Source organism: Saccharopolyspora sp. NFXS83 (assembly GCF_026241095.1).
GTDB lineage: Bacteria > Actinomycetota > Actinomycetes > Mycobacteriales > Pseudonocardiaceae > Saccharopolyspora_C.
In genome coordinates this window covers 356,818-367,798 of the sequence record NZ_JAPFGB010000001.1, presented here as the reverse complement: position 1 = coordinate 367,798, position 10,981 = coordinate 356,818, and the positions used below count along the sequence as shown (strand labels likewise).

Here is a 10,981-nt window from a genome sequence, read left to right as displayed (position 1 = left end):
TCACATCCCCTTGGGCGGCACGACCTGGAGGTAGATCGTGGTCAGAATGAAGTTCACCGCGAACAGCAGCAGGAAGGTGATCACCACGGCCTGGTTCACCGCGTCCCCGACACCCTTCGGGCCGGGCGGCGGGTTCAGGCCGCGGTAGGCCGCGACCACGCCCGCCAGGAAACCGAAGATCAACGCCTTCAGCTCGCTGATCCACACGTCCGGCAGCTGCGCCAGCGCGTTGAAGCTCGCCATGTAGGCGCCGGGCGTACCGCCCTGCATGATCACGTTGAAGAAGTAGCCGCCGAGCACGCCGACGACGCTGACCATGCCGTTGAGCAGCACCGCGACCAGGATCGCCGCCAGCACCCGGGGCACCACGAGGCGCTGCACGACGGAGACGCCGAGGACCTCCATCGCGTCGATCTCGTCGCGGATCTTGCGGGAGCCGAGGTCGGCGCAGATCGCCGAACCGCCGGCACCGGCGATCAGCAGCGCCGTCACGATCGGGCTGGCCTGCTGGATGATCGCGAGCACGCTCGCGCCACCGGTGAACGACTGGGCGCCGATCTGCCGGGTCAGCGAACCGAGCTGCAGCGCGATGACCGCGCCGAACGGAATCGCCACCAGCGCGGTGGGCATGATCGTCACGCTGGCGATGAACCAGCACTGCTGGATGAACTCGCGGAACTGGAACGGCCGGCGCGGAATGGACCGGATCACGTCCAGTCCCAGTGCGAACAAACGGCCCGTCTCACGCAATCCCCCCGCACCGGGGAAGGATCGTGCGCTTCTCGCCCGCGATCGCGTGGGCGGTGCGCTCACTGCTCACCACCTTTTTGGCGTCCGAACCAACGGCGGCGGGCGCTCACCGGTTCATCATCGGGTTGGAAACCGGACTGGAACGGCGGCTCGCCGCTGCGCGGCCGGGGCCGCGGCGAGGGGCGGGCGTGACCGTGGGCCGGGGCGGATCCTTGCGGACCCGGGTTCGGCGCCACCGAACCCTGCGGAGCCTGGCTCTGCTGGACCGGGTTCTGGGGCGCCTGCTGCGGTGCCGCCTGATGGGCGGGACCGGGGGGCCGGGGGGCCTGCTGCTGCGGGGCGGTCTGCTGCGGCACCCGGGCGACGTCGCCCTGCGGCAGCGAGCCGCTCATCGACGCGGCCGGGGCCTGGGCCGGAGCGACACCCGCGCGGATGCCGTAGTGCTCGCGCTCCTGGTCGCTCATGCTCTTGAAGATCTGCTGCTGCGCCTCGGGAGTCAGCGAGTGCAGGTTCGCCATCACGCGGTCCTGCCTGCGCCGCACCGCGGTGCGCTCGGGCAGGCCGGGCGAGACGTCGAGCTGCGGGATGATGTCCGGGACGCCCTTGTCGCCTTCGAGCTCGGCGAGCTCCGCCGCCATCTGCCCGGCGTCCTTCTCCTCGCTCATGCCGATCGGGCCCTGCCTGCGGCCGTTGAGGAACTGCTCCACGACCGGCTCGCGCGAGGTCAGCAGCACCTCCCTAGGTCCGTACATCACCAGGTTGCGGCGGAACAGCATCCCGATGTTGTCCGGCACCGTGCGGGCCGTGTTGATGTCGTGCGTGACGATCAGGCAGGTCGCGTCGATCTGCGCGTTCAGGTCCACGATCAGCTGGTTCAGGTAAGCCGTGCGGACCGGGTCCAAGCCCGAGTCCGGCTCGTCGAACAGCAGGATCTCCGGGTCCAGCACCAGCGCCCTGGCCAGACCGGCCCGCTTGCGCATACCGCCGGAGATCTCACCGGGCAGCTTCGACTCGGCGCCGATGAGCCCGACCATCTCCATCTTCTCCATGACCACCTGGCGAACCTCGGACTCGTTCTTCCGAGTGTGCTCGCGCAGCGGGAAGGCGATGTTGTCGTACAGGTTCATCGACCCGAACAGCGCGCCGTCCTGGAACAGGACGCCGAACAGCTTCCGGATCTCGTAGAGCTTGCTCTCCGAGCAGTCGCAGACGTCGACGCCGTCGATCACGACTTTGCCCTGCTCCGGCTTGAGGAGTCCCACGAGCGACTTCAGGAACACCGACTTGCCGGTGCCAGAAGGGCCCAGCAGCACGCTGATCTCCCCGGTTGGCAGGGTCAGCGACACGTCCCGCCAGATGGTCTGCGCGCCGAAGGACTTCGACAAGCCCTCGACCCTGACCTCGACACCCATCCGGCACCTCCGCGTTCCTTCGTTGGCCGCGTTACTCGCTGGCAGCACTCCGCCAGGTGCAGTAGCGCACCCGAATGGGGAGCCTCGCATATGTGACTCGACTAACCGACGTCAGGAGCGTCACACCTATGCAACGAGCGAGACGCGCACAGGTTACTCATGAGTTCACTTGGATTCCCAGAGCAGGACGAAAACCGTTCCGAACTGTCCGAATTCATGGTTCCGCAGACCGAAAAAATCAATGAAATGTGCACGGACGGAAAAATGGCGGACACCCACAGTGGGTGTCCGCCATCCCGTTCCGCACACCGCGTGATCACCCCGGAAACGGCGCGTCCGCGAAAGTGATCCAGTTCTCGGATCACCCGCGAGGATCGTTATCCGATCGATCCGGCCCGGAAAGCAGAACGGCCCCGCCGAAGCGGGGCCGTTCGTCATGCGGAAGTGCGAGCCGCCCGGACCCGTCCTTGCGGACGCGGAACCGGACGGCGCGAGATCACTTCAGGGAGATCTTGGCGCCGGACTCCTCCAGCTTGGCCTTGGCCTCGTTGGCCTTCTCCTTGTCGACCTTCTCCAGGAGGGCCTTCGGGGCGCCCTCGACGAGCTCCTTGGCCTCCTTCAGGCCCAGACCGGAGACGACCTCGCGGACGACCTTGATGACCTGGATCTTCTTGTCGCCGGCGTCCTCGAGGACGACGTCGAACTCGTCCTGCTCCTCGGCCTCGGCGGCAGCGCCACCGGCGGCCGGGGCGGCCACGGCCGCGACCGGGGCGGCGGCGGTGACGTCGAAGGTCTCCTCGAACTGCTTCACGAACTCGGAGAGCTCGAGCAGGGTCATTTCCTTGAAGACGTCCAGCAGCTCGTCGTTGCTCAGCTTGGCCATGACGGCGTTCCTTTCAGATCTGCGCTCGCCGGGGCGAGCGGTGCGATGTGCGGGCGGGATCCCGGCGCGCGCGGCGTTCCGGGCCGGGACGGATCAGGAGTCCGACTCGGCGCCCTTCTTCTCCTGCAGCGCGGCGGCGAGCCGTGCGACCTGCGATGCCGGGGCGGCGAACAGGCCGGCGGCCTCGGTCAACTTGCCCTTCATCGCGCCGGCCAGCTTGCTCAAGGTGACCTCGCGCGAGTCCAGGTCGGCGATGCGCTCGACCTCGGAAACCGAGATCGCGCGGCCGTCCATGTAGCCGCCCTTGATCACCAGCGCCTGGTGGTCCTTGGCGAAGTCGCGCAGCGCCTTCGCCGCGTCCACCGGCTCGCCCTCGATGAAGGCGATCGCCGTGGGACCGACGAACAGGTCGTCGAGGCCGTTGACCCCGGACTGCTCAGCGGCCCGCTTGACGAGCGTGTTCTTCGCGACGCGGTAGGTCGCGCCCTCGCCGAGGGCGGTGCGCAGCTGCCCCAGCTGCGCCATGGACAACCCGCGGTACTCGGTCACCACGGTGGTGGTCGCGTTGGTGAACCGCTCAGCGATCTCGCCGACCGCGTCGACCTTGTCCTGCTTTGCCATGTCGCCTCCTCTCTTCGAACGACTCGGAATCCGCGGATGGCGGATTCGTAGCCGGTAACCGATCCCGAGGAGACGAAAAACGCCCCGGCGCAGCAGGGCACGGGGCGTATTCAGCACCGGCGCTGCAGAGCGCTCTGGTGCCGCCACGTTCTCCTGCGCGGGCCGCCCGCATCGCAACGGGACCTTCGTTCCTCCCGCCGACGTGCGGCGCGAGGAAAGACCAGCGGTCTTGGGTGGAACTGCACCTAGCGTACGGCAGGCCTCCACCGGCCCGGACGGCACCCCCGCAGCTCACCGGCGGTGCCTCCGCCGAGCTGCTCGCGGTGCGGGCGCGCGCACGCTCCGAGACCCGCCCCAGGGTGCGCGATCTCGCGGACGCCGATCACCGCGCTTGCCCGGCACGGCAAGATGTCAGGCGTGGCCGACCCGAACGAGTCGCACCGCGACGACCGCTCCCCCCGCCCCCGTCCGACGTCCGAGAACACCCCGGAGGTGGTGGACGCCGAACTGGTCGTGGACCCACCGGACCAGCGCACTCGGCAGGTGAGCGCGACGCCGCCCGACGACGAGCAGCTCCGGCAGTACCAGCAGTTCCTCGAATTCCAGAAGTTCCAGGAGTGGCAACGCCAGCAGGGCGAGTCCCCCGGCCCCACCGGACCGGCCGCGCCCGGAACCGAGGACGTGCCGCCCGCCCCACCGCGGCAGCCGCGCGGCAGGCCGTGGTGGAAGAAGGCGCTGGGCCTGCTGCGGTTCAAGCTGGTCCGGCGGCTGATCTACGTCGTGCTGATCCTGCTGCTGCTCAACTGGGCCATCGGCCACTACTTCGGTGACAGCGGCGGCAGCGGCGGCGGCAACGGCGGGGCGCCGCCGAACGCCGCGCCGATCACCCCGGAATCCCCGCAGCAGGTGATCCGCGCGTTCTACAACTACATCGCCCACCAGCCCGAACAGGCCTGCGCGCTGTTCACCGAGCCGGGCAAGGCCGCCTTCGCCTACCACTTCCAGAGCGGGGACTGCACCACCGCGGCCCTCAAGGCCGGCTCGCAGGTCACCGAGCCGAGCTCGTTCAGCAGCCCCGGCTTCACCAACGACGTCATGCAGCAGACCGGCGACCAGGCGCTCGTCGACTCCTGCTCGTTGCGGATCTCCGGCGGCCCGCCGCTGGGCAAGTTCCGCATGACCCGGCAGAGCGACGGCGGCTGGCAGATCGACCAGTACCAGCCGACCACCTGCTCCTGACGCGCGAAAGCGGGCCGCCCCGACAGGGACGGCCCGCTTCGTGAGAACTCAGATCAAGCAGGAGCCTCGGTGAGGTTCCGGGTCAGCGCCGGGTCCACCGGGATGCCGGGGCCCATGGTCGTCGTGAAGGTGATCTTCTTGACGTAGCGGCCCTTGGAGGTGGACGGCTTGGAACGCAGGATCTCGTCCAGCGCGGCCGCGTAGTTCTCCACCAGCTTCTCGGTGTCGAACGAGGCCTTGCCGATGATGAGGTGCAGGTTCGCCTGCTTGTCCACCCGGAAGCTGATCTTGCCGCCCTTGATGTCGGCGACGGCCTTCGTGACGTTCGGGGTGACGGTGCCGGTCTTCGGGTTCGGCATGAGCCCGCGCGGGCCGAGCACGCGCGCGATCTTGCCGACCTTCGCCATCTGGTCCGGGGTGGCGATCGCCGCGTCGAAATCGAGCCAGCCGCCCTGGATGCGCTCGATCAGATCTTCGGAGCCGACCGCGTCCGCTCCGGCGGCTTCGGCCTCAGCGGCCTTGTCGCCGGTGGCGAACACGATGACCCGTACGGTCTTGCCAGTGCCGTGCGGCAGGTTCACGGTCCCGCGGACCATCTGGTCGGCCTTGCGCGGGTCGACGCCCAGTCGCAACGCCACCTCGACGGTGGGGTCCATCTTGACCTTGGCGGTCTTCTTGGCCAGCTCGACGGCCTCCAGCGGCGCGTACAGCCGCGCGCGGTCGACCAGCTCGGCGGCCTGCTGGTATGCCTTGCTGCGCTTAGTCATTCTCTGTCCTTAGAGGTGGATCAGTCGTGGTCGCGTAGGGCTGCGCGAGCCCTCCCACACATGCCGGGTCGTCAGCCTTCGACGGTCAGGCCCATCGACCGGGCGGTGCCGGCGATGATCTTCGAAGCCTGGTCCAGGTCCTTGGCGTTGAGGTCGACCATCTTGGTCTGCGCGATCTCGCGAACCTGGTCCGCGGTCACCTTGCCGACCTTGGACTTGTGCGGCTCACCGCTGCCCTTCTGCACACCCGCGGCCTTCAGCAGCAGCTTCGCCGCCGGCGGGGTCTTGAGGGCGAAGGTGAACGAGCGGTCCTCGAACACGGAGATCTCGACCGGGACCACGTCGCCGCGCTGGCTCTCCGTGGCGGCGTTGTAGGCCTTGCAGAACTCCATGATGTTCACGCCGTGCTGACCCAGCGCCGGGCCGACGGGCGGAGCCGGGTTGGCCTGGCCTGCCGAGATCTGCAGCTTGATGATCGCTGCGAGCTTCTTCTTCTTGGGCGGCATCTCTAGCTTCCTGTGTCTTCGGTGTCCGTTCGCCCGACCCGATCACCGGGCCGGGCACGGGCGGGGACCACGACGGTGGCTTCGCCCGTATCCACGGTAGGTCCTGCCCGGTCCTGCCGTGGCCGCCGGAATCCCCTGTCGACCCGTCGCGGGACGGCTGCGGGGAGCCGGTCAGATCTTGGAAACCTGGTTGAACGACAGCTCGACCGGAGTCTCCCGGCCGAAGATCGACACCAGCACCTTGAGCTTCTGGTTGTCGGCGTTGACCTCGCTGATCGTCGCGGGCAGCGTGGCGAACGGGCCGTCCATGACGGTGATCGACTCGCCGACCTCGAAGTCCACCTCGACCGAGGACTTCGCCGCGGTCGCGGGCTGGGCGGCCTTCTTGCCCTGCTCCGGCTTGGCTTCCTTCTCGGCCTGCGGCGCGAGGAACTTCAGCACGTCGTTGATGCTCAGCGGCGAGGGCTGCGAGGTCGCACCGATGAACCCGGTGACACCCGGGGTGTTGCGGACCGCGCTCCACGAGGCGTCGTTGAGCTCCATGCGCACCAGGATGTAGCCGGGCAGCACCTTGCGCTGCACCAGCTTGCGCTGGCCGTTCTTGATCTCGGTGACCTCTTCGGTGGGCACCTCGACCTGGAAGATGAAGTCCTCGACGTCCAGCGTCTGGGCGCGGGTCTCCAGGTTCGTCTTGACCTTGTTCTCGTAGCCGGCGTACGAGTGCACGACGTACCACTCGCCGGGGGCGCGACGCAGCGCGGCGCGCAGCTCCTCGACCGGGTCCGCCTCCACCTCGTCGGCATCCTCGGCTTCGGCGTCGGCTTCCTCGCCCGCCGGGGCGTCGTCCGAGGCCGGAGTACCGGCGGATTCCGAGTCGTCGTCGGCGGACTCGGCCGCGGCCGACGTCTCGTCGTCGGCGCCGGTGGCCGCCTCGGTCGAACCGGTGTCCTCGCCGGAGTCGGCGCCGCGAGCGGAGTCGACGTCGTCGGCCTCGGCCGACACCTCGGCCTCGGCCGGCGTACCGGTCCGGGCGGTCAACTCCTGGTCCTCGTGGGAGGTCCCGTCTCCTGAGGTCACAGTGGGTCTCGCTTCCTCTCGTGCGTTATGCGCCGGGTCGATGGCGCGACAGCGGCCCGCTGTTCGCCGCGGGCCGTGGCGCTCAGCCGAACAACCAGAGCACGCCCTTGGCGAACAGCACGTCCAGGCCTGCGACGAACGCCACCAGAATGCTGACGAACACGAGCACCACAAGCGTGTAGGTGATCAGTGCCCGGCGTGTCGGCCAAATGACCTTGCGCAGCTCGGCGACGACCTCGCGCAGGAAGCGCCACACCTTGCGGAACGGCGAGACCCGACCCTTCCGGCCGTCCCGTGCGGGAGTCGGCCGGCCTTTCGACTCAGTTGTGCGGGTGGAACCGGAGTCCGGCCCGCCCGCCCGTTCACCACCCCGCCGGGCGGAAGCACGGGAGGAGCGACGCTCGCGTCGTGCGGCGGCGCTGGAGGGCTGAGCGGCATCGTCCTGCTGCTCGTCCGGCCCCTGCTCGCGGTCGTCGCTCACGCCTGCATCCTCCGCTCACCGTGTGCATCGACGCAGGGGTGACAGGACTCGAACCTGCAACCTGCGGTTTTGGAGACCGCTGCTCTGCCAATTGAGCTACACCCCTTCGCGACCGTCGGCCGCGACTGAACACACGATACGCCAGCCCCGAATTCGGCCTGCACCGAGCTCGGGTGCGGGTGTACCGGCATCCCAAGACAGGAAGTGTACGGGATCGGTCGAAACCCCCTGCACGCACGCCCCTCTAATCGGAGAACACCGAGGCGGGGAGCGTGCCGCGGCCTTCCGACCTCTGCGAGGATGCTCCCATGGCCGCACCACAAGATCAGTCCGAGCACACGTCGAAGCCGCGGGTCTCCGCCCGCGTCGGAGGGATCAGCGAGTCCGCGACGCTCGCGGTCGACTCGAAGGCGAAGGCGCTCAAAGCCGCCGGGCGGCCGGTCATCGGCTTCGGCGCCGGCGAACCCGACTTCCCCACGCCGCAGCCGATCGTCGACGCCGCCATCGCCGCGTGCTCCGACCCCCGCAACCACCGCTACAGCCCCGCCGCGGGCCTGCCGGAACTGCGGGAGGCGATCGCGGCGAAGACCCTGCGCGACTCCGGCCTGCAGGTCGACCCGAGCCGGGTGCTGGTCACCAACGGCGGCAAGCAGGCCGTCTACCAGGCGTTCGCCGCGCTGCTCGACCCCGGCGACGAGGTCCTGCTGCCCGCGCCGTACTGGACGACCTACCCGGAGGCGATCACGCTCGCCGAGGGCGTTCCGGTGGTGGTCCCCACCGACGACGAGTCCGGGTTCCTGGCGAGCGTCGAACAGCTCGAAGCCGCGCGCACGCCGCGCACGAAGGTGCTGCTGTTCAACTCCCCGTCCAACCCGACCGGCGCCGTGTACCCGCCGGACCAGGTCAAGGCCATCGGCGAGTGGGCGTTGCGCCACGGCATCTGGGTCATCACCGACGAGATCTACGAGCACCTCGTCTACGGCGCGGCCGAGCACGTGTCGATCGCCGCGGTGGTGCCGGAGCTCGCCGACACGTGCGTGGTGCTCAACGGCGTCGCCAAGACCTACGCGATGACGGGCTGGCGGGTCGGCTGGATGATCGCGCCCAGCGACGTGATCAAGGCCGCCACGAACCTGCAGTCGCACCTGTCGTCGAACGTGGCGAACGTGTCGCAGCGCGCCGCGCTGGAGGCCGTGAGCGGGTCGCTGGACGCGGTCGCCGAGATGCGTTCCGCGTTCGACCGGCGCCGCCGCACCATCGTCGGGCTGCTCTCCGCGATCCCCGGCGTGACCTGCCCGGAGCCGGAGGGCGCATTCTACGCGTACCCCTCGGTCAAGGGCCTGCTCGGCAAGGAGATCCGCGGGGTCCGGCCGCGCACCAGCGTGGAGCTCGCCGAGCTGGTGCTGGAGCAGGCCGAGGTCGCCGTGGTGCCGGGTGAGGCGTTCGGCACCCCCGGGTACTTCCGGCTCTCCTACGCGCTCGGCGACGACGACCTCGTCGAAGGCGTCCGCCGCGTCGCCGACCTCCTCGGCGAAGCGCGGTGAGCTGAGCCCGACCGCCCCTCCGGTCCGACCTCCGGAGGGGCGGTCGCCCGCTCGGCCGCACCCGCGCACGCGCACGGCCCCGCACGAGGGCTGTGCGGGGCCGTGCGCGTCGATCAAGCTCGTCGCGGGGAGATCACTCCGGAAGGCGCACGAGGGCGCTGGCGCCGCCCAGGACGCCTTGTTCCGCGCTGCGGGCCGTGATGGCGACCTTGACGGTGCCGTCCTCGTTGACCGCGGCGACCTTCCCCGTCAGTTCGAGCAGCGCGCCGACGCCGTCGTCCGGGACGACGACGGGGCGGGTGAACCGCACCCCGTAGTCCACGATCGACCCCGGATCGCCCGTCCACTCCGACACCAGCCGCCCGGCCAGCGCCATCGTGAACATCCCGTGCGCGATCACGTCCGGCAAGCCCACCTCGGTGGCGAACCGCTCGTTCCAGTGGATCCGGTTGAAGTCCCCGGACGCGCCCGCGTAGCGCACCAGGTCCTCGCGGGTCACCGGGACGTTCAGCGCGGGGAGCTCGTCGCCCTTCGCCACGTCGGACAACCGCACCGTCATGCCTGCTCCCCCTGCTCTGCCGTGCCGCGCGCCACCAGCGTCGAGATCGCGGTGCACACCGGCTCTCCGCCGACGGTGGTGATCTCGGCTCGCACCGTGAGGAGGTCGTTGCCCGCGCGGGCCTTGATGTCGTCCACGACCACCACGGTGCGCAGCACGTCCCCGGCCCGGATCGGGCGGTGGTGGGTGAAGCGCTGGTTGCCGTGCACGACCTTGCTGTAGTCCAGGCCGAGCGCTGCGTCGGACACCACGGCGTCGTGCGCGCGCATCGAGAGGATCACGGCGAACGTCGGCGGGGCGATCACGTCCGGATGCCCGGCGGCTTTGGCGGCGTCGGCGTCCCGGTGCACCGGGGAGCCGTCCTTGATCGCGTCGGCGAATTCGCGGATCTTCTCGCGGCCGACCTCGTAGGGCTCCGTGGGCGGGTATTCACGTCCGATGAATGACTGGTCTAGCGGCACGGACGCAGGTTACCGATCGTGCCGGTCCCGGCCGTCGACAGACGCGCGAAACCCCCCGGCGCGTGAAAAACCCGCCGCGGCGGTGCCGGGCGGGTTTCTCAAGTCCAACTGGAGCGCTGCGATCAGCGGGTCTCCTTGTGGGTGCGGTGCGTACCGCAGTTGGGGCAGAACTTCTTCATCGCCAAGCGGTCCGGGTCGTTGCGCCGGTTCTTGTTGGTGATGTAGTTGCGGTTCTTGCACTCTTCGCAGGCCAAGGTGATCTTGGGGCGAACGTCGGTGGCTGCCACAGAGGTGCCCTTCCTCTCTCGTACTGCGTCCTAGGAGGCTCGCTCGACGGACGTGGGCGAACCGTGTGGTAGCGGTGGCCGGACTTGAACCGACGACACAGCGATTATGAGCCGCTTGCTCTACCGACTGAGCTACACCGCCGAGGGAAACCTGTCAGCGTCAGTCACCGAGGCTACCTCATGCAAAACAGCTGCAGCACCCAGATAACCGAGCACCGCAGCTGCTTTCCGAGCCCCAATACGGAATCGAACCGTAGACCTTCTCCTTACCATGGAGACGCTCTGCCGACTGAGCTATTGGGGCATGTCCTTGCGGAGCGATTAGAACTTTACACACCCGCCCAACCGGCTCCGCAGCGGGGGTACCCGTTCGAGGAAACTCCAGTTCAGAGGC

At 69.0% G+C, this 10,981-nt stretch carries 12 protein-coding genes, 3 tRNA genes and 1 pseudogene; 2 read left to right on the top strand and 14 right to left on the bottom strand.

Translation table 11 applies throughout. The annotated features are described in order from the left end of the window. The 4 genes and pseudogenes from OOZ19_RS01875 to rplJ all read right to left on the bottom strand — a co-directional run bounded on the left by OOZ19_RS01875 (nucleotide 1) and on the right by rplJ (nucleotide 3,666). Nucleotides 1-813, bottom strand: coding sequence for an MlaE family ABC transporter permease (locus OOZ19_RS01875; RefSeq protein ID WP_184476267.1), 813 nt, complete (start codon nucleotides 811-813; stop codon nucleotides 1-3). A 233-nt stretch (nucleotides 814-1,046) separates the two neighbouring features. Continuing rightward, a pseudogene (locus tag OOZ19_RS01870) lies at nucleotides 1,047-2,162 on the bottom strand (ABC transporter ATP-binding protein); the annotation flags it as partial. A 496-nt stretch (nucleotides 2,163-2,658) separates the two neighbouring features. After that, nucleotides 2,659-3,045, bottom strand: a complete 387-nt coding sequence (gene rplL / locus OOZ19_RS01865) for a 50S ribosomal protein L7/L12 (protein ID WP_266087469.1) — start codon at nucleotides 3,043-3,045, stop codon at nucleotides 2,659-2,661. Nucleotides 3,046-3,138: 93 nt separating this feature from the next. Further along, nucleotides 3,139-3,666 carry a 50S ribosomal protein L10 gene (gene rplJ / locus OOZ19_RS01860; RefSeq protein ID WP_266087467.1) on the bottom strand — a complete coding sequence of 176 codons (528 nt, stop codon included), beginning with the start codon at nucleotides 3,664-3,666 and terminating at the stop codon, nucleotides 3,139-3,141. Nucleotides 3,667-4,074: 408 nt separating this feature from the next. Between rplJ and OOZ19_RS01855 the strand changes: the two genes are divergently transcribed. Beyond that, entirely contained in the window at nucleotides 4,075-4,905 is an 831-nt protein-coding gene (locus tag OOZ19_RS01855) for a hypothetical protein (protein ID WP_266087464.1), read from the top strand. Between the two features lie 53 nt (nucleotides 4,906-4,958). Here the strand turns inward: OOZ19_RS01855 and rplA are convergent, their stop codons facing one another. From rplA to OOZ19_RS01830, 5 genes are all read right to left on the bottom strand, one after another. Next, entirely contained in the window at nucleotides 4,959-5,672 is a 714-nt protein-coding gene (gene rplA, locus OOZ19_RS01850; protein ID WP_266087462.1) for a 50S ribosomal protein L1, read from the bottom strand. Nucleotides 5,673-5,743: 71 nt separating this feature from the next. Beyond that, nucleotides 5,744-6,178 carry a 50S ribosomal protein L11 gene (rplK, locus tag OOZ19_RS01845; protein WP_184476247.1) on the bottom strand — a complete coding sequence of 145 codons (435 nt, stop codon included), beginning with the start codon at nucleotides 6,176-6,178 and terminating at the stop codon, nucleotides 5,744-5,746. A gap of 171 nt (nucleotides 6,179-6,349) precedes the next feature. Beyond that, a complete protein-coding gene (nusG, locus tag OOZ19_RS01840) occupies nucleotides 6,350-7,216 on the bottom strand; it encodes a transcription termination/antitermination protein NusG (RefSeq protein ID WP_266087768.1) in 867 nt (288 codons plus the stop codon). Between the two features lie 121 nt (nucleotides 7,217-7,337). Then, nucleotides 7,338-7,736 carry a preprotein translocase subunit SecE gene (secE, locus tag OOZ19_RS01835; RefSeq protein ID WP_266087460.1) on the bottom strand — a complete coding sequence of 133 codons (399 nt, stop codon included), beginning with the start codon at nucleotides 7,734-7,736 and terminating at the stop codon, nucleotides 7,338-7,340. Between the two features lie 33 nt (nucleotides 7,737-7,769). Next, a tRNA-Trp gene (locus OOZ19_RS01830) sits at nucleotides 7,770-7,842 on the bottom strand. 202 nt (nucleotides 7,843-8,044) lie between these two features. Between OOZ19_RS01830 and OOZ19_RS01825 the strand changes: the two genes are divergently transcribed. Then, nucleotides 8,045-9,280: a pyridoxal phosphate-dependent aminotransferase gene (locus OOZ19_RS01825; protein ID WP_266087458.1), complete on the top strand. Its 1,236-nt coding sequence runs from the start codon at nucleotides 8,045-8,047 to the stop codon at nucleotides 9,278-9,280. 133 nt (nucleotides 9,281-9,413) lie between these two features. On the opposite strand, the gene OOZ19_RS01820 is transcribed toward OOZ19_RS01825, so the two are convergent. The 5 genes from OOZ19_RS01820 to OOZ19_RS01800 all read right to left on the bottom strand — a co-directional run bounded on the left by OOZ19_RS01820 (nucleotide 9,414) and on the right by OOZ19_RS01800 (nucleotide 10,891). Continuing rightward, entirely contained in the window at nucleotides 9,414-9,839 is a 426-nt protein-coding gene (locus tag OOZ19_RS01820; protein WP_266087456.1) for a MaoC family dehydratase, read from the bottom strand. Beyond that, complete coding sequence (locus OOZ19_RS01815; protein WP_266087454.1) at nucleotides 9,836-10,300, bottom strand: MaoC family dehydratase N-terminal domain-containing protein; 465 nt, start codon at nucleotides 10,298-10,300, stop codon at nucleotides 9,836-9,838. Before OOZ19_RS01815 ends, OOZ19_RS01820 begins: the two co-directional genes overlap by 4 nt. 122 nt (nucleotides 10,301-10,422) lie before the next feature. Continuing rightward, a complete protein-coding gene (gene rpmG / locus OOZ19_RS01810) occupies nucleotides 10,423-10,587 on the bottom strand; it encodes a 50S ribosomal protein L33 (protein WP_184476231.1) in 165 nt (54 codons plus the stop codon). Nucleotides 10,588-10,653: 66 nt separating this feature from the next. Further along, nucleotides 10,654-10,729, bottom strand: a tRNA-Met gene (locus OOZ19_RS01805). A gap of 89 nt (nucleotides 10,730-10,818) precedes the next feature. Next, nucleotides 10,819-10,891, bottom strand: a tRNA-Thr gene (locus tag OOZ19_RS01800). Between the last annotated feature and the right edge of the window lie 90 nt (nucleotides 10,892-10,981).

Coding starts and splice junctions, on each gene's coding strand:
- rplJ (WP_266087467.1), bottom strand. CDS start 3,666: ATGGCAAAGCAGGACAAGGTCGACGCGGTCGGCGAGATCGCTGAGCGG.
- OOZ19_RS01820 (WP_266087456.1), bottom strand. CDS start 9,839: ATGACGGTGCGGTTGTCCGACGTGGCGAAGGGCGACGAGCTCCCCGCG.
- rplL (WP_266087469.1), bottom strand. CDS start 3,045: ATGGCCAAGCTGAGCAACGACGAGCTGCTGGACGTCTTCAAGGAAATG.
- OOZ19_RS01855 (WP_266087464.1), top strand. CDS start 4,075: ATGTCAGGCGTGGCCGACCCGAACGAGTCGCACCGCGACGACCGCTCC.
- rplK (WP_184476247.1), bottom strand. CDS start 6,178: ATGCCGCCCAAGAAGAAGAAGCTCGCAGCGATCATCAAGCTGCAGATC.
- OOZ19_RS01825 (WP_266087458.1), top strand. CDS start 8,045: ATGGCCGCACCACAAGATCAGTCCGAGCACACGTCGAAGCCGCGGGTC.
- rplA (WP_266087462.1), bottom strand. CDS start 5,672: ATGACTAAGCGCAGCAAGGCATACCAGCAGGCCGCCGAGCTGGTCGAC.